At 72.2% G+C, this 17,488-nt stretch carries 14 protein-coding genes; 5 read left to right on the plus strand and 9 right to left on the minus strand.

The window, feature by feature from the left end; all coding sequences use genetic code 11:
• Positions 1–43 precede the first annotated feature (43 nt).
• Positions 44–868 carry a maleylpyruvate isomerase family mycothiol-dependent enzyme gene (locus tag ACFVFH_RS11560; protein WP_383766071.1) on the minus strand — a complete coding sequence of 275 codons (825 nt, stop codon included), beginning with the start codon at positions 866–868 and terminating at the stop codon, positions 44–46.
• A gap of 178 nt (positions 869–1,046) precedes the next feature.
• Between ACFVFH_RS11560 and ACFVFH_RS11565 the strand changes: the two genes are divergently transcribed.
• Entirely contained in the window at positions 1,047–1,841 is a 795-nt protein-coding gene (locus tag ACFVFH_RS11565) for a carbon-nitrogen family hydrolase (protein ID WP_383766073.1), read from the plus strand.
• A 99-nt stretch (positions 1,842–1,940) separates the two neighbouring features.
• On the opposite strand, the gene ACFVFH_RS11570 is transcribed toward ACFVFH_RS11565, so the two are convergent.
• Complete coding sequence (locus tag ACFVFH_RS11570) at positions 1,941–2,432, minus strand: LURP-one-related/scramblase family protein (protein ID WP_383766075.1); 492 nt, start codon at positions 2,430–2,432, stop codon at positions 1,941–1,943.
• A 64-nt stretch (positions 2,433–2,496) separates the two neighbouring features.
• Here ACFVFH_RS11570 and ACFVFH_RS11575 point away from each other — a divergent pair, with 64 nt between their 5' ends.
• Positions 2,497–4,323 (plus strand): NHL domain-containing thioredoxin family protein, encoded by a 1,827-nt coding sequence (locus tag ACFVFH_RS11575; protein ID WP_383766076.1) that lies wholly within the window; start codon positions 2,497–2,499, stop codon positions 4,321–4,323.
• Positions 4,324–4,361: 38 nt separating this feature from the next.
• Here ACFVFH_RS11575 and ACFVFH_RS11580 read toward each other — a convergent pair whose 3' ends face one another.
• The 6 genes from ACFVFH_RS11580 to ACFVFH_RS11605 all read right to left on the minus strand — a co-directional run bounded on the left by ACFVFH_RS11580 (position 4,362) and on the right by ACFVFH_RS11605 (position 12,377).
• Positions 4,362–7,262, minus strand: a complete 2,901-nt coding sequence (locus ACFVFH_RS11580) for a BTAD domain-containing putative transcriptional regulator (protein WP_383766078.1) — start codon at positions 7,260–7,262, stop codon at positions 4,362–4,364.
• A gap of 121 nt (positions 7,263–7,383) precedes the next feature.
• Positions 7,384–7,605 carry a DUF6458 family protein gene (locus ACFVFH_RS11585; RefSeq protein WP_383766080.1) on the minus strand — a complete coding sequence of 74 codons (222 nt, stop codon included), beginning with the start codon at positions 7,603–7,605 and terminating at the stop codon, positions 7,384–7,386.
• 103 nt (positions 7,606–7,708) lie between these two features.
• Complete coding sequence (locus ACFVFH_RS11590; protein ID WP_383766082.1) at positions 7,709–9,007, minus strand: M18 family aminopeptidase; 1,299 nt, start codon at positions 9,005–9,007, stop codon at positions 7,709–7,711.
• A 61-nt stretch (positions 9,008–9,068) separates the two neighbouring features.
• A complete protein-coding gene (locus tag ACFVFH_RS11595) occupies positions 9,069–9,746 on the minus strand; it encodes a hypothetical protein (RefSeq protein ID WP_383766083.1) in 678 nt (225 codons plus the stop codon).
• 69 nt (positions 9,747–9,815) lie between these two features.
• Positions 9,816–10,439 carry a Uma2 family endonuclease gene (locus ACFVFH_RS11600; protein ID WP_383766084.1) on the minus strand — a complete coding sequence of 208 codons (624 nt, stop codon included), beginning with the start codon at positions 10,437–10,439 and terminating at the stop codon, positions 9,816–9,818.
• A 111-nt stretch (positions 10,440–10,550) separates the two neighbouring features.
• Positions 10,551–12,377 (minus strand): acyl-CoA dehydrogenase, encoded by a 1,827-nt coding sequence (locus ACFVFH_RS11605; protein ID WP_383766085.1) that lies wholly within the window; start codon positions 12,375–12,377, stop codon positions 10,551–10,553.
• Positions 12,378–12,548: 171 nt separating this feature from the next.
• On the opposite strand from ACFVFH_RS11605, the gene ACFVFH_RS11610 reads away from it, so the two are divergent.
• The 3 genes from ACFVFH_RS11610 to ACFVFH_RS11620 all read left to right on the plus strand — a co-directional run bounded on the left by ACFVFH_RS11610 (position 12,549) and on the right by ACFVFH_RS11620 (position 15,270).
• Positions 12,549–12,989 carry an SseB family protein gene (locus tag ACFVFH_RS11610; RefSeq protein WP_072487501.1) on the plus strand — a complete coding sequence of 147 codons (441 nt, stop codon included), beginning with the start codon at positions 12,549–12,551 and terminating at the stop codon, positions 12,987–12,989.
• 160 nt (positions 12,990–13,149) lie between these two features.
• Positions 13,150–14,106: a pirin family protein gene (locus tag ACFVFH_RS11615; protein ID WP_329921663.1), complete on the plus strand. Its 957-nt coding sequence runs from the start codon at positions 13,150–13,152 to the stop codon at positions 14,104–14,106.
• Between the two features lie 81 nt (positions 14,107–14,187).
• Positions 14,188–15,270 (plus strand): AI-2E family transporter, encoded by a 1,083-nt coding sequence (locus tag ACFVFH_RS11620; RefSeq protein WP_383766087.1) that lies wholly within the window; start codon positions 14,188–14,190, stop codon positions 15,268–15,270.
• Positions 15,271–15,277: 7 nt separating this feature from the next.
• Here ACFVFH_RS11620 and ACFVFH_RS11625 read toward each other — a convergent pair whose 3' ends face one another.
• Positions 15,278–17,392: a SpoIIE family protein phosphatase gene (locus ACFVFH_RS11625; protein ID WP_383766089.1), complete on the minus strand. Its 2,115-nt coding sequence runs from the start codon at positions 17,390–17,392 to the stop codon at positions 15,278–15,280.
• Positions 17,393–17,488 lie beyond the last annotated feature (96 nt).

Raw genomic sequence — 17,488 nt, forward strand, 5'->3', positions numbered from 1 at the left:
CCGCGGCGTGCCGCTACGGCGTCACGCTTCGCGCGTCACGGAGTCACGGCGTCACGGCGAAGTTCTGGAGGATCGCCGTCGCCAGGTCCTCGTCGCCCTCGACCTTGATCCGCTCGGCGACCGCACCCGCGCGCACCCGCCCGCAGGCGAGGAGGAAGTACGTCTCCCAGTCCATCGCCAGTGTCACCAGCGGACCGAGCGACGGCGAACCGTCCACCGAACCGCGGCCCTCCGCGTCGACCCTGACGGTGCGCAGGAACTCCAGCGGCCCGTGCACATCGAGCACGATCGCCGAACCGGGCGGTGCCCCCGCGTCCTTGGCGACCACCTTCGGCAGCGCCTCCAGCAGGGTGTCCCGCACGATCGTGGCGCCGGGGGAGTCCAGATTGCCGGGCCTGCCCAGCGTCGCCCGGAGGTCCTGCTCATGGACCCAGACGTCGAAGGCGCGCATCCGTAGCGCCAGTTCGAGCGTCTGCTCGGCGCCGAGCGGCGCCCGGACCATGGTTTCGGGAGCACGGCTCTCGTTGCGCAGCTGACGCGCGCGGCGAATGATCGTGTACTCCAGCTCGGAGGTCATCTCCGGTGCGGTGTGGTGGCGCCGCACATCGACCTGCATCTCCATGTAGCGGGCGAAGTCGTTCTGTACGTGGTACAGGTCGCGCGGCAGCGTGTGGATCGGACGCGGGTCGCCGAGCTGCTCGGACTCCATGCCGATGACGTGCGAGACGATGTCGCGCACCGACCAGGCGGGGCAGGGCGTACGGCGGTTCCACTCTCCCTCGGCGAGCGGCTTCACCAGCTCGGCTATCGACTCGATGGAGTGGGTCCAGGCATCGGCGTAGGTCTGGAGGCTGGGATGGACGGTCACGGGACCCCTCGTGCGGTTCTGCGGTGCATGGGCTGAAGAAGCTGGGCGCGGACGGCGGGCGGCGGGCTGCGTGGGAGGTTCGTTCGCTAAGTTACGCTGCGAGCAGGCACCCCGGCAGTGCTTTCGTGTGACGATCGTAGGCCCGTGTTGACGGCTCGAATGCCAGGACGGTGGTAGTGTGCGCGCCTCCCTCATCCAGATCGCAGTAGACCCGGACGAATCCGTCAACGCCCGTAGGCAGCGTGCGGCTTCGCTGATCGCGGCCCGGCGCGGTGCGGATCTGGTGGTCCTTCCCGAGCTCTGGCCGGTCGGCGCCTTCGCGTACAACGACTTCGAGAACGAGGCCGAACCGCTCCAGGGACCCACCCACGAGATCATGGCGAAGGCCGCCGCCGAGGCCGGGGTCTGGCTGCACGCGGGCTCCTTCGTCGAGCGCGCCCCGGACGGCACGCTCTACAACACCTCGCTGGTCTTCACGCCCGAGGGCGAACGGGCCGCCGCGTACCGCAAGATCCACCGCTTCGGCTTCGACCAGGGCGAGGCGGTCATGATGGGCGCCGGGGAGGAACTGGTCACGGTCGCCCTGCCGTGGTCCACGATCGGCCTCGCCACCTGCTACGACCTGCGCTTCCCGGAGATGTTCCGCGGCCTGGTCGACGCCGGCGCCGGGACGCTGGTGGTCGCGGCCGGATGGCCCGAGCGGCGCCGCGGCCACTGGACGCTGCTGGCCCGTGCCCGCGCCGTCGAGAACCAGTCGTACGTCCTGGCCGTCGGCACCGCAGGCACCCACGCCGGAATCCAGCAGGCCGGGCACAGCATCGTCGTCGACCCGTGGGGCGAGGTGCTCGCGGAGGCGGGCGCGGACGAGGAGGTGCTCGACGTGGAGTTCGACCCGGCGAAGGTGGCGGCGACCCGCGAGCAGTTCCCGGCCCTCAAGGACCGGCGCCTGGGACTGGCCCCGCCCACGGCCTAGCGCCGCCGCTCCGTTTCACGTGAAACCGCGGAACCGCAGGACCGGGTCGGGGCCGGGGCGGGACCGGGCCGGGGCCGGCGCATGCGGAACCGGGGCGGGTCAGTCCTCGCGCTCCTTCTCCGCGAGCACGATGACGCAGACCGATACGGCGATCAGCAGCGCCGTATCGGCGTCCTCCCGCACGATGTCGATGCCGTAGCTGTCCCGTACGGTCAGCCAGCGCCGGGAGATCTGGGCCAGTAGTTCCCCGTCGTAGTCGATGGCGAACTCGCGGTCCAGGATCTTGCCGCTGACATCGAGCTCGGTGCCGTCGGCCAGCGTGACCCGGTAGTGGTTGCGCAGCAGCGACAGCCGCTTCCGCTTGATCTTGGCGAGCTGTTCGCCGTCGCGCTCGATGAGCATCGTGTCGCGCAGGCTGAGCAGCTTCTGTCGGATCTCGACCAGGATCCGGCCCTGGGCGTCCTTCAGCTCGAAGGTGTCCCGCACCCGCATGGCCTTGCCGTCGACGAGGAAGACCTTGCGGCCGTCCGCGTCCTCGATCCAGTAGTCGTCACCGATGGCGAAGAGGCGTTCGCGTACCTGGAATCTCATGGCTCACAGGTTCCCCGAGGTCCCTGCGGAATGCGTGGACGCCACGGTGATGTTGACTGGTGGCATGGCAACACGTGCGCGCGTAAGGGCCCCCGAGCTGGTCGGCAAGGGCGGCTGGCTCAACACAGGCGACCAGCAGTACACCCTCGCTGACCTGCGGGGACGCATTGTGGTCCTGGATTTCTGGACCTTCTGCTGTGTGAACTGTCTGCATGTCCTCGATGAGCTGCGCGAGCTGGAGGAGAAGCACCGCGACACCCTGGTGATCATCGGGGTGCACTCGCCGAAGTTCGTCCACGAGGCCGAGCACCAGGCCGTCGTCGACGCCGTCGAGCGGTACGGGGTGCACCACCCGGTCCTCGACGATCCGGAACTGGCGACCTGGAAGCAGTACGCGGTGCGGGCCTGGCCCACGCTCGTCGTCATCGACCCCGAGGGCTATGTCGTCGCCCAGCACGCCGGCGAGGGCCATGCCCACGCCATCGAGAAGCTGGTCGAGGAGCTGGAGGCCGAGCACGCGGCGAAGGGCACGCTGCGCCGCGGCGACGGACCCTATGTCGCGCCCGAACCGGTCGCCACGCATCTGCGCTTCCCCGGCAAGGCGCTGCTCCTGCCCGAGGGCGGCTTCCTGGTCTCCGACACCACCCGCCACCGGCTGGTCGAGCTCGGTCCGGACGGCGAGACGGTCCGCCGCCACATCGGCACGGGCGACCGGGGGTTCGCCGACGGCGGGCCCGACGAGGCGCGGTTCTCCGAGCCCCAGGGCCTCGCCGTGCTGCCGGACGGGCGGATCGCCGTCGCCGACACGGTCAACCACGCCGTCCGTGCCCTGGACCCCGTGACCGGGGCGGTCACGACGCTCGCCGGTACCGGCCGCCAGTGGTGGCAGGGCTCACCGACGTCCGGACCGGCCCGCGAGGTCGACCTGTCCTCCCCCTGGGACATCGCCTGGTTCGCCGGCCGGCTGTGGATCGCCATGGCGGGCGTGCACCAGCTGTGGACGTACGACCCCGCGACGGGCAGTGTCCGGGTCGCGGCGGGCACGACCAACGAGGGTCTGGTCGACGGGAAGGCCGACGAGGCCTGGTTCGCCCAGCCGTCCGGGCTCGCCGTGTCCGCGGACGGGGAGCGGCTCTGGCTCGCCGACTCGGAGACCTCCGCCCTGCGCTACGTCGAGCGCGAGGGGGACGGGTTCGCCGTCCGTACGGCGGTCGGCACCGGGCTCTTCGACTTCGGGCACCGCGACGGCGCCGCCGGACAGGCGCTGTTCCAGCACCCGCTGGGCGTGACCGCGCTGCCCGACGGGTCCGTCGCCGTCTGCGACACGTACAACCACGCGCTGCGGCGGTACGACCCCGTCGGCGGCGAGGTCACCACCCTCGCCACGGACCTGCGCGAGCCCAGCGACGCCGTGCTGGTCGACGGCGATCTCGTCGTCGTCGAGTCCGCCCGCCACCGGCTGACCCGGCTCCGGCTCCCCGAGGAGGCCGTACGCGTCACCGACCGGGCCCACCGCACCCGGCGCGCGGCCACCGCGATCGCACCGGGCACGCTCCGGCTCGACGTGGTCTTCCAGGCCCCCGCCGGGCAGAAGCTCGACACCCGCTACGGCCCCTCCACCCGGCTGCTGGTCTCGGCGACCCCGCCGGAGCTGCTGGCCGGGGGCGCGGGCGCCGGTACCGACCTCTTCCGCGACCTGGTCCTCGCCGAGGGCGTCACGGAGGGCGTCCTGCACGTGTCGGCGATGGCGGCGTCCTGCGACGACGACCCGTCGAACGAGTACCCCGCCTGCCATGTCCACCAGCAGGACTGGGGCGTCCCCGTCCGGGTGGACCCGGACGGGGCGGCCCGGCTTCCGCTGGTGCTGGCGGGCATGGACGAGCAGGCGTAGGGCCGGACCCCGGGCGCGCGGCCCGCGTCCGGGAGGGTTCACCCGTCGTCGGTGAGCCGGCGGACCGCTTCCTCGTACCGCTTGCGGTACTCCGGCTCGGCCGTCACCCGCAGCAGGGCCTGGAGGGCCCGGACCGCGCCCTCGTCGTAGCCGGCGCGCTCCGCCTCTCCGGCCGCCCGGTCCAGCAGCTCGATCCCGTCGTTCTCCTCGCCGAGCGAGAGCCGGGCCTCGCCGCTGGTGGTCAGCAGCAGCACCCGGCGGGCGACCTCCTCGTGCTCGGGTCCCAGGTCGAGCGCGGTCCGTACGGAGGCGAGGGCCTCGTGCGGCCGGTTCGCGGTCAGCTGCATCCGGGCGAGGTGCTGGAGCGCCAGCATCTCGGTGTGCGCGTCCTTCTCCTCGCGGGCCAGGCCGACCGCGCGCCCGCAGTCCTCCAGGGCCGTGTCCAGCTCCCCCTGTTCGGCGTGGACGACGGCGAGGTTGATCAGCGCGGTCGCCTCGCCGAGCCGGTCACCGGCCTGCCGGGCCAGCGCGGGCGAGCGCTCCAGCAGGGCGATGGCCTCGGCGGCCCTGCCCTCCTCGGTCAGCACCCAGCCCAGCAGATTGAGCACCCTGGACTCGGCGTACGCGTCGTCGAGGGCGCGGGCGGAGTCCAGCGCCAGCTCCAGCAGCGGGGACCAGTTGTCCCGCACCCGCCACACCACCTGCGGCCACTGGAGCAGGATGATCCGCCAGGCCCGGTCGTGGAGACCGGCGGTTCGTGCGGCGTCCGCCGCCAGCGCCAGGTCGTCGCGTTCGGCGGCCAGCCAGTTCATCGCCGTCGGCCGGTCCACGAAGTCCCGCACGGCGGCCGGGCGGCGGTAGCCCTCCGGCAGGACGAAGCAGGGCTCGCCGCCCGGCTCGGCCGTGTCGGCGGCGGCGAGCGCGGTGGCGATGTAGTGGTCGAGGACCCCGGTGAGCGCGACGCGCCCGCCCTCCGGGTCCATGCCACGGGCGTACAGGCGCACCAGGTCGTGCAGCACCCAGCGGCCGGGCGCCGCCTCGGTGACGAGATGGGCGGCGGCGAGCCGCTCCAGCGCCGCCGTGGCGACGACCGGGTCGGTGCCCGCGAGGGCGGCCGCCGTGTGCGGGTCGAAGTGGCTGCCGGGGTGGTGGCCGAGCCGGGCGAGCTGGTGGACGGCGTCCTGCGGCAGCTGCTGGACGGTCAGCCGCAGCGCGGCCGAGACACCGGTGTCGTCCACGTCGAGGTAGGTCAGCCGGCTGCGTTCGTCGGCCAGCTCGTCGGCGAGACCGGCCAGCGTCCAGCCCGGACGCCCGGCCAGCCGGGCCGCGGTGACCCGGAGGGCGAGCGGCAGTCCGCCGCAGAGCTCGGCGAGCCGACGGGCCGCGACCGGTTCGGCGAGCACCCGGTCCTCGCCCAGCACCCCGGCCAGCAGGGCCGTGCTGTCCGACGGTTCGAGTATGTCGAGCGGCACGGGACGGGCCGCGTCCGAGGCGATCAGGCCCTCCAGCCGGTGCCTGCTGGTGACCAGCGTGACGCAGTCGGTGCCGCCCGGCAGCAGCGGCCGGACGGTGGCGGAGTGGCGGGCGTTGTCGAGCACGACCAGCAGGCGGCGCCGGTCGGTCAGGGACCGGAAGAGCGCCGCCGCGGCCGCGGCGGACTCCGGGACGCGGCGCGGCGCGACGCCCAGCGCCAGCAGGAATTCGCGCAGCACCTCGACGAGCGAGGGCTCACCGGTGTCGCTGAACCCGCGCAGATCGGCGAAGAGCCGCCCGTCGGGGAAGGCGGCCGCGTTGCGGTGCGCCCACTGGAGGGCCAGCGCGGTCTTGCCGACCCCGGCCGGGCCGGTGACCAGGCAGACGGGCGCCTCGCCCGCCGCGGCCCGGGTGAGCGCGGCCAGCTCGGCGCTCCGTCCCTGGAAGCCGCGCGGGGCGCGGGGCAGCAGATCGGCGGGGTGCGGCTCGCCCCCGAGGGACGGCACGGGGATCGGGCGGGGCGGTGCCGGAGCGGGGGCGCCGCCCGTGGCGCCGGACGGGCCGGGCGGCTGCGCCGCGGCTCCGCCGTCCGCGCCGGCCGGTCGCTCGGTGCCGTGGGCGGAGGCGTCGGAGCCGTCGCCGCCGCTCGGGCGGGCCGGGCCGCGGTCCGGCGCGCTGCGCCCTTCGGGCGCGTTCCGTCCGGCCTCGCGTCCGCCGTCCGGTCCGGGGTCGCCGCGCAGGATCAGCGCGTAGGCGTCGGCGAGTTCATGGCCCGGGTCGATCCCCAGCTCGTCGGCGAGCAGCCGCCGGGTGCGGTGGAACCAGTCCAGCGCCTCCGACTGGCGCCCCGCCCGGTACAGCGCCGTCATCAGGGCCGCCGCCAGCGACTCCCGCATCGGGTGCGCGACGGCCTCCGCCCGCAGCACCGCCGCCGCCCGGTTGTGCTCGCCCAGCGCCGCGTAGGCGCGCGCCAGCTGCTCGACCGTCGCCAGCCGCGACTCCTCCAGCGAATGCGCGGCGGCCTGGAGCGGTCGCCCGGTGAAGGCGCCGCTGAGCGCCGGGCCCTGCCACAGGGACAGGGCCTCCTTGAGCATCAGCACCGCGTCGGCCGGACTGCGCTGCCCCCGGGCCAGCGTCAGCAGCTCCTCGAAGCGCTGCGCGTCCAGCAGGGTCTCCGGCAGCCGCAGCACATACGCGTCGCCGAGCGTGACCAGCTCCACCCCGTACGCCTCCGCGTCCGCGCCCACCAGCAGGGCGCGCAGCCGGGACACATGGCCCTGGATGACGCTGCGGGCGTGCAGCGGCGGGGTGTCGTCCCAGAGGGAGTCCGTCAGTCTGGCGATCGAGACGGGGGTGTTGGCGGACAGCAGCAGCGCGGCGAGCAGGCTGCGGCGCTTGGCGGGGCCGAGCGGCAGCGGTCCGGTGAACGTGTCGACGGAGACGGTGCCGAGCAGCCGGAACTCCACGAGCGGCTTCCCTTCCGGGCGGGATGCGCCCGGGGTCGGGCACGGGAAAGTCCCAGGATATCGAGGGTGCCGTGAAGCGGGCGACGGGTTGTGCCCGGCGTGGTCCGTCGGATGCCGCGAGTCAGGGGTAGCGGCGCTCGTCCTCGGATACGACGGTGGTGCTGGGCGGCACGATCATCCGGCGGCGCCGGGCGATGCTCGCGTAGGCGACGACCCCGATGATGCCGACGATCATCATGATCCAGCCGACCAGGTCGACGTTGACGGTGTCCATTTTCCAGTCGGTGGCGAAGGCCAGTATCGCCCCGGCTGCGATGAGGATGATGCATCCTCCGAGTCCCATGAATTCCGCCTCCTCGACGGCCCGGCGCTTCCGGGCCGGTGTACGGATCGCGTACCCGGCCCGGCGGCGGCCATGCCCGGGAGCATGGCCGGGCCCGGCGGGCTCAGCCAGCCAGGAACGCCGCCACCGCGTTGGCCAGCAGATACGGGTCGTCCGCCCCGCACAGCTCACGGGCGCTGTGCATCGAGAGGATCGCGACGCCGATGTCCACGGTCTGGATGCCGTGCCGGGCGGCGGTGATCGGGCCGATCGTGGTGCCGCACGGCATCGAGTTGTTGGAGACGAACGTCTGCCACGGCACGTCCGCCTTCCGGCACGCCTCCGCGAACACGGCCCGGCCGCTGCCGTCGGTCGCGTACCGCATGTTGACGTTGACCTTGAGGATCGGTCCGCCGTTGATCACCGGGTGGTGGGTCGGGTCGTGGCGCTCGGCGTAGTTGGGGTGGATCGCGTGGCCGGTGTCGGAGGAGAGGCAGACGGTGCCGGCGAAGGCGCGGGCGCGGTCCTCGTACGTACCGCCGCGCGCGAAGACGGAGCGCTCCAGGACCGTGCCGAGCAGCGGACCGTCGGCGCCGGTGTCGGACTGCGAGCCGTTCTCCTCGTGGTCGAAGGCGGCCATGACCGGGATGTACGGAAGGTTCTCGTCCGGCTGTCCGGCGACGGCGCCGAGCGCGGCGGCCGCCGCGTGCACGGAGAGCAGGTTGTCCATCCGGGGCCCGGCCACCAGCTCGCGGTCCCGGCCCAGGTAGGCGGGCGGTTCGACGGCGTGCGGCATCAGGTCCCAGCCGGTCACGTCCTCGGCGTCGACGCCCGCCTCCTCGGCGACGAACTGGATCAGGTCGCCCTCCTCGACGTCCCCGATCCCCCAGATCGGCTGCATGTGCTTCTGCCGGTCGAGCTTGAGCCCGTCGGGGTTGGCCGAGCGGTCCAGGTGCACGGCCAGCTGCGGGACGCGCAGCAGCGGGCGGTCGATGTTGACGAGGCGGTGGGTGCCGTCGCGCAGCGAGATCCGGCCGGCCAGGCCGAGGTCCCGGTCGAGCCAGGTGTTGAGGAGCGTCCCGCCGTAGATCTCCACGGCGACCTGCCGCCAGCCGTACGCCCCGGTGTCGGGCAGCGGCTTGACCCGCAGGTTGGGCGAGTCGGTGTGCGCCCCGACGATCCGGAACGGGGTGTGCGCCGAGGCTCCCTCCGGCACGTACCAGGCCACGATCGCACCGCCGCGCAGGACGTACTTGCCGCCGCTGGTCCCGTCCCAGGCCGCGGTCTCCTCGACCTGCCGGAATCCGGCCTTCTCCAGCCGGGCGGCCGCGGTGGCCACGGCGTGGTACGGGGAGGGGGAGGCCATCAGGAAGGCCATCAGATCGTCGGTGTGCCCGCGGTCGAAGCGGAGGGAGGAACTCATGTTCTTCACTGTAACGAGGCCGGACCGGGCGGCTTCACCCCTGTCGTGCGAGGACGTCCGTTCAGCGCCCCGGCAGGGCGGCGGAGGGCTTCTCGCCGTTCTGGGCCTGCTGGGCGCGGGCGGCGAACATGGTCGCGAACGCCTTGACGTCCTGGTCGGGAACGGCCGGCGCGGTCTCGGTGCCGGTGCTGATGCCCAGGACGGTCGTCCCGACCCGGATCTGCGCGATCGTGCCCGGCCCGCCCATGGTGCCGACGGCCGCGCGGTTGGCCTCGCGCTGGGCGCCCGTGGAGCCGAGGTCCACCTTCCGGGCGTCCTGGCCGACCCGGTCGCCGCCGTACCACTTGATCAGGACGTCGTACGCGGCTGTCGCGGACTTCTGGTCCCGGTAGGCGAGGACCCAGAAGTTCAGCGCGGTCTTGTCGGCGTCGCGCACGAAGGCGGACGAACCCCAGGACGTGGCCGGCCTGCAGGCCGTCTCCCGCTGTTCCTTCGTCCGGGACACACAGACCGGCGGCGGGTACTCGGCCAGCGGCTTCAAGGCGGCGGGCTTCGTCTGCACCCGCCAGCCCGGCACGGCCTTCGCGTCCGGCAGCACGGAGGCGACCTGCTCCTTGCCGAGCGCCGCCGCTCCGGTGTCGTCGTCCGCGCCGCCGCAGCCCGCGAGCAGCAGCACCGCTGCCCCGGCCGCCAGGAGCCCCCGGACCCCTCGCGTACCCACGAAACCCTCGTCCCCCATGCGCGAACCCGTCCCCTCCGGCTGCCGGACGTCCGATCCTAGGGAAGTCCGGGGCGGTGGGGCCAGGGGCTACAGCGCGTCGATGGCGGTCAGGTCGATGTCGATGTCGTACGGGTCGGAGAGCTTCAGCCGGTCGTGGTGGACGCCGGTGGAGACGTACCTCTTGGTCACCTCGTCGCACTCGTACGTCCACACCGCGGGACGGTCGTGCTCGCCGCTCATCTCGACCCGCCAGAAGTGCGGGATGCCCGCCGCCGCGTACTTGTGCGGCTTGGTGTCGCGGTCGCGGTCCTCGGAGTCGGGGGAGACGACCTCGACGGCGAGCAGGACGTCGGCGGCCTCGTAGCGGGTCTGGCGGCGGCCGGTAACGGCCTCGGCCCTGACCACGACGATGTCGGGTTCGGGGGCATTCCTCTTACCCAGAACGACGGCCATTTCCCGGCGAACGCGCAAATCCTCCGGGATGTGCACCCGCAGGCCGTTGACCAGCAGGTCCATCACCAGCGTGTGGAATTCTCGCTGCGGACTCACGAAAACCAGGCTCCCGTCGATCAGCTCTGTGTGCGGCGGGAGGTGAAGCGTGAAGAATTCGTCCACGGTGTAGCCGTCCTCAGGCGGGACCGGCCACTTGGAATCGTCGCGCCGCGACTGCGACGCTTCGGGCAGTGCCTCGGCGGTCATGGTTCCTCCCATGGAAGGGATTCTGGGCCGTGCACTCAGCGTACCCAGCTCATACGACAGCACCGCCACCCGAAAGCGTGTCCGGGTGACGGTGCGTGTTGACGATCGTGAGCGGAGGGGATCCTAGAAGGCGGCCTCGTCCAGCTCCATCAGGGAGTTGTCGACGGACTCGGCGAGCGCGCGCTCGGCCGAGACGCCCGGCAGGACGTTCGCGGCGAAGAACTTCGCGGCGGCGATCTTGCCCTGGTAGAAGGCGACGTCCTTCGTGGCGGCGGTCGGCAGCTTCGCGGCCGCCACGGCCGCGCCCTTGAGGAGCAGATAGCCGACGACGACATCGCCGGAGGCCATCAGCAGGCGGGTGGTGTTGAGGCCCACCTTGTAGATGTTCTTGACGTCCTCGCCGGTCGCGGTGAGGTCGGTGATCATCGTGCCGACGATCGCCTCCAGGTCCACGGCCGCCTTGGCGAGCGAGTCCAGCGCACCGGCCAGCTCCTCGTTGCCCTGGGCGCCGGAGAGGAACTTCTTGATCTCCTCGGAGAGGGCGTTCAGCGAGGCGCCCTGGTCGCGGACGATCTTCCGGAAGAAGAAGTCCTGGCCCTGGATCGCCGTGGTGCCCTCGTACAGCGTGTCGATCTTGGCGTCACGGATGTACTGCTCGATCGGGTACTCCTGGAGGTACCCGGAGCCGCCGAAGGTCTGGAGCGACTGGGCCAGCTGCTCGTAGGACTTCTCCGAGCCGTAGCCCTTCACGATCGGGAGCAGCAGGTCGTTGAGGCCGTGCAGCGCCTTGGCGTCCTCGCCCGCGGCCTCCTTCTCCTGGATCGCGTCCTGGACGGAGGCGGTGTACAGCACCAGGGAGCGCATGCCCTCCGCGTACGCCTTCTGCGTCATGAGGGAGCGGCGCACGTCGGGGTGGTGCGTGATGGTGACCTTGGGGGCGGTCTTGTCCATGAACTGCGACAGGTCCGTGCCCTGGACGCGCTCCTTGGCGTACTCCAGCGCGTTCAGGTAGCCGGTCGAGAGGGTGGCGATGGCCTTCGTGCCGACCATCATGCGGGCGAACTCGATGATGCGGAACATCTGGCGGATGCCGTCGTGCTTGTCGCCGATCAGCCAGCCCTTGGCGGGGTGCTGGTCGCCGAAGGTCATCTCGCAGGTGTTGGACGCCTTGAGGCCCATCTTGTGCTCGACGTTCGTCGCGTACACGCCGTTGCGCTCGCCCAGCTCGCCGGTGGTCCAGTCGAAGTGGAACTTCGGGACCATGAAGAGCGAGAGGCCCTTCGTGCCGGGTCCGGCGCCCTCGGGGCGGGCCAGCACGTAGTGGATGATGTTCTCGGACATGTCGTGCTCGCCCGAGGTGATGAAGCGCTTCACGCCCTCGATGTGCCAGGAGCCGTCCTCCTGCTCGACGGCCTTCGTCCGGCCCGCGCCGACGTCGGAACCGGCGTCCGGCTCGGTCAGCACCATCGTCGAGCCCCACTGCTTCTCGACGGCGATCTCGGCGATCTTCTTCTGCGCCTCGTTGCCCTCCTCGAAGAGGATGCCGGCGAACGCCGGGCCGGAGGAGTACATCCACACGGCCGGGTTCGAGCCGAGCAGCAGCTCCGCGTAGCCCCAGATCAGGGAGCGCGGCGAGGTGGTGCCGCCGATCTCCTCGGGCAGGCCCAGGCGCCAGTACTCGGAGTCCATGAACGCCTGGTACGACTTCTTGAAGGTGGCCGGGACCGGCGCGGTGTTGGTCTCCGGGTCGAAGACCGGCGGGTTGCGGTCGGCGTCGGCGAAGGAGTCGGCCAGCTCGTTCTCCGCGAGGCGGTTGACCTCGTCGAGGATGCTCTTCGCCGTCTCGACGTCCATCTCGGCGAACGGGCCGGTGCCGTACGTCTTGTCGCGCCCGAGGACCTCGAAGAGGTTGAACTCGATGTCGCGGAGATTCGACTTGTAGTGCCCCATGGGAAGGCTCCGTAATCAATAGCAGTGGCGCGCAGCGCCCCGGGACGGGGTGAGGGCCGGGCGGGCGACGAGCTGGCGTGCGTACATCAGCTGACCTCTACGATGATGCTACCCGTCAGTAATAAGACGCAACCCCTCAAGGCCCCGATGTGTCCGATTACTCTTTGGGCTATGTACGGCTACGACCAGAACCCGGGTGCACAGCAGCAGATGGGTGGCGGCTACGGCGAGCAGCCGCTGTATCCCGAGCCCTCGCCGCCGTCCCTGGGTGACGCGGTACGGGCCTTCACCACCGGCTCGCTGTCCGCCGAGGACTTCCAGCAGATCTTCGCGACGTCGAAGGTCTACTGCCCGCGCGGCGACAACCCCGGGTTCCTGGCGCTGCACAACACCCAGCAGCCGGTGATCCCGATGTTCACCACGCTCAAGGAACTGCGGCTGTACGCGGGCAAGGAGTCCAAGTACTTCGTGATCACCGGCGCCGAGGTGATCGACCTGCTGCCCACCGGCTACGGCTTCGTCCTCGACATGGAGGGCGAGCACCGCATGGTCTTCGACGCGAAGGCCGTCGAGCAGATGGTCGACTTCGCGATGCGCCGGATGTACGGCTGAGACCGGGCGCGCGTCCGGCATCCGATCCTTCGCAAGGGGTCCGCACCGCTGGGTGCGGGCCCCTTCCGCTGCTCCGGACGGCTGAGGGAATGGATGGGCCCTTGCGAGATGTTCACCATTCAACTAAATTGAAGGCAGAACGATCCCGGAGGTGGCTCCCATGCCCGCAGTGACTGTCGAAAACCCGCTGACCCTGCCCAAGGTCGCCGCCCCGGGCGACGCGGCGGACCGTCCCGTGCTCGCCGTCACCACGGCGCCGAGCGGATTCGAGGGCGAGGGCTTCCCGGTGCGCCGCGCGTTCGCCGGGATCAACTACAAGTACCTCGACCCGTTCATCATGATGGACCAGATGGGCGAGGTGGAGTACGCGGCCGGTGAGCCCAAGGGCACCCCCTGGCACCCGCACCGCGGCTTCGAGACCGTGACGTACCTGATCGACGGAACCTTCGTCCACCAGGACTCCAACGGCGGCGGCGGCACCATCCGCAACGGCGACACCCAGTGGATGACCGCCGGGTCCGGCCTGCTGCACATCGAGGCCCCGCCGGAGTCCCTGGTGATGTCGGGCGGCCTCTTCCACGGCCTCCAGCTCTGGGTGAACCTGCCCAAGGCCGACAAGATGATGGACCCCCGCTACCAGGACATCCGCGGCGGCCAGGTCCAGCTCCTCGCCTCCCCGGACGGCGGCGCGCTGCTCCGCGTCATCGCCGGTGAGCTCGACGGGCACGAGGGCCCCGGCATCACCCACACCCCCATCACGATGATCCACGCCACCGTGCGCCCCGGCGCCGAGGTGACCCTGCCGTGGCGCGAGGACTTCAACGGACTCGCGTACGTGCTGGCCGGGCGCGGCACCGTCGGTGCGGAGCGCCGGCCCGTCCACATGGGGCAGACCGCCGTCTTCGGCACCGGTTCCTCGCTGACCGTCCGCGCGGACGAGAAGCAGGACGGCAACACCCCGGACCTGGAGGTCGTGCTGCTCGGCGGCCGCCCGATCCGCGAGCCGATGGCGCACTACGGACCGTTCGTGATGAACAGCCAGGCCGAACTGAAGCAGGCCTTCGAGGACTTCCAGGCCGGCCGCCTCGGCACCGTGCCCGCCGTCCACGGGATGTGACCGCCACCGCCGCATGACGGCCCGTCACTCGTACGGGCGCGCAGGCGGGACACGGCCCCCGCGCCGTGATCGGGTGGGAGGGTGCAGACCGACAAGCCCCTCCTGCCCGACGGCGCGCGGCGCGTGGCCGCCTGGTGCGGCGTGGTCCTCCTCGTCGCCGGGGTCGCCGCCGTCTTCGTCTGGCTGTGCATCATCTTCAAGACCGCGATCACGCCGGTGCTGCTCGCGCTGCTCGGTACGGCGCTGCTCGGCCCGGTGTCCGGGTGGCTGACCGACCGGGGGCTGAACCGTTCGCTCGCCGCCGGGCTCACCTGTGTGCTGCTCGTCGCGGTGGTCGGCGGCGCCGGGTACATCGTCGTCACCGCGCTCGTCGACACCGGCGACCAGATCGTCCGGTCGCTGAAGGACGCCGCCCAGTGGGTCGTCGACCACTTCGGCATCCGCGGGAACACCGATGTGGACGCCCTGGCGTCCAACGGCCAGAAGCTCGTGCAGAAGTTCGGCGCGAGCGCCGCGGGCGGGCTGCTCTCCGGCATCAGCCTGATCGGCTCGCTCATCGCCACCAGCGTGCTCGCCCTGCTGCTGACCTTCTTCTTCGTGCGCGACTCCGACCGGGCCGCGCGACTCGCCCACGCGGTCGCCCCGCGCGGGACCGGGGAGCTGGTCGAGGCGATGGGGCGGCGGGCCTTCGAGGCCGTCCAGGGCTTCATGCGGGGCACCACCTTCATCGCGCTGATCGACGCCGTCTGCATCACCGTCGGGCTGCTGATCCTGCGGGTTCCCGGCGCGGTGGGGCTCGGCGCGCTGGTCTTCGTCGGCGCCTACATCCCCTATCTGGGGGCCTTCATCTCGGGCGCCGTCGCGGTGCTGGTCGCGCTCGCCGACCGGGGGTTCGTGATCGCGCTCTGGGCGCTGGGGGTGGTGCTCGCCGTCCAGGTGCTGGAGGGGCACGTCCTCCAGCCGGTGATCCAGAGCCGTACGGTGCAGATGCACCCCGCCATGATCATGATCGCGCTCACCGCGGGCGCCGGTGTGGCCGGGCTGCTGGGCATGCTGCTCGCCGTCCCGGTCTGTGCGGCGGCCTTCGGCATCCTCGGTGAGCTGCGCGGCCGATCCCCGGGGCCGCCGCCCGGGGGCGAGCCGTCGGCCGCCCCCGGCGCCTGAGCCGGGCTCAGCCCACCGGGACGCCGTCCGCCGCGGCCTCCGGCCCCGACTCGTTCAGCTCGAACCAGATCGACTTGCCCGCGCCCTGCGGATCCACCCCCCACGCGTCGGCGAGCATCTCCATCAGCACCAGGCCCCGGCCGCTGGAGGCCATCTCCCCCGGGCGCCGCTTGTGCGGCAGCTCGTCGCTGCCGTCGGACACCTCCACGCGGAGCCGCCGCTCGCCGTGCTCCCCCGTCGCCCGCGCCAGCAGCAGCGCGTCCCCGTCCGTGTGGACGAGGACATTGGTGGCCATCTCGGAGACCATCAGCACCGCCGCGTCGACCTGCTCCGGGTCCGCCCAGTCGTGCAGCAGGTCCCGCAGCTGCTGCCGGGCCGCCGCGATCCGCTCCGGCTCGGCCTGGGCGATGGTCAGCGCGGTGCGCCGCGGCGCCGGCTGCTTGCGGGTGTCCCCGTCGCGGCGGAGCAGGAGCAGCGCGATGTCGTCCTCCCTGCGGTCCGACAGCGGGCCCGTGGTGTAGTGCGACGTCGGTCCGTGCACGGCCTGCACCAGGGCGTCGGCGAGCTTCTCCAGATCGGTCGTCTGCAGCTCCAGGACCGGCCGCAGCCGGTCCCAGCCGGAGAACATGTCGTGGCCGCCGGTCTCGATCAGCCCGTCCGTGCAGAGCATGATCGTCTCCCCGGGCTCCAGGGTGAGCCGGCTGGTCGGATAGTCGGCGTCCTCCTCGACGCCGAGCGGCAGTCCGCCCTCGGTCTGCCGGATCATCGCGGTCCCGTCGGCGGTGGTCACCACGGGGTCGGGGTGGCCGGCCCGCGCGATGTCGAGCGTGCCGGTCACCGGGTCGACCTCCGCGTACAGACAGGTGGCGAAGCGCGGCGCGACGGCCGCCCCGTTCTCGTACGCGTCCGTGAGCCCGGAGAGGAAGCGCGAGGCGCGCGCGAGCACCGCGTCCGGGCGGTGCCCCTCGGCGGCGTACGCCCGCAGCGCGATCCGCAACTGGCCCATCAGCCCGGCGGCCCGCACGTCATGGCCCTGGACGTCGCCGATGACCAGGGCGATACGGCCGCTGGGCAGCGGGATCATGTCGTACCAGTCGCCGCCGACCTGGAGACCGCCGCCGGTCGGGATGTAGCGGGCGGCGACCGTCATGCCCGGGATGTCGGGGCCGAGCGTCGGCATCATCGAGCGCTGGAGCCCCAGCGACAGCTCCCGCTCGGTCTCGGCGACCCCGGCGCGCGCCAGCGCCTGCGCGAGCATCCGGGCCACGGTCGTCAGCACGGACCGTTCGTCCGGCGAGAACGACACCGGGTGCTTGAACCCGGCCATCCAGGCGCCCATGGTGCGCCCCGCGACGATCAGCGGCAGAAAGGCCCAGGAGCGGCGCCCGAAGCGGCTGGCGAGCGGCCAGGTGACCGGGTAGCGGCGGCCGTAGTCCTCGGGCGAGGGCAGATAGATCGCGCGCCCCGTCCGTACCACCTCGGCGGCGGGGTAGTCGGTCTCCAGCGGCATGTCGCTGAACGGGTCCTCGTCGCCCACGCTGTGCCCGTGGTGCCCGATGACCGTCAGCCGGTCGCCCGCGACGCCGAAGACCGCCAGGCCGTCCGGGGAGAAGCCCGGCATGGAGAGCGAGGCGGCGACCCGCAGCACCTCCTCCGTCGATCTGGCCTCGGCCAGCGCCCGGCCCGCGTCCAGCAGGAACGCCTCGCGGGAGCGGCGCCAGTCCCCGGTGATCGGGACGTGCGCCCCGGTGGCGCCGGGCTGCGGCTCGGGGACCTCCTGGAGGGTGCCGACGAGTATGTAGTCCGCGTCGTCCGCGGCCCCGGCCGGGAGCGGTCTGGAGCGGCTGCGCACCGTGCGCAGCACCCGGCCGTCGCCGTCCACGATCCGCAGCCGGGCCTCGGCGAGGGTCCCCTCGGCGCGCGCCAGGTTCACCACCGCGTAGATCTCGTTCCAGTCGATGGGGTGGAAGCGGGAGCGCACCGCGGAATCGCGGAAGACACCGGCCGCGGCGGGCAGCTCCAGCAGCCGGGCCGCCTCCGCATCGAGCGTGACGGTCCCGGATCCGTTGTCCCACCGCCACAGACCGGTCGCGGTGGCGGCCAGGACGTCCTCGGTGCGCATTGCCCTACTTTAAGAAGATCTGCTCCGTAAACGCCACCGAGGGCGGCCGCCCGGGAGTCCGGACGGAGGGGCGCGGGGCGTCCCGCCGGGACCTCC

This window comes from Streptomyces sp. NPDC057697 (genome assembly GCF_042799335.1).
Taxonomy (GTDB): Bacteria; Actinomycetota; Actinomycetes; order Streptomycetales; family Streptomycetaceae; genus Streptomyces.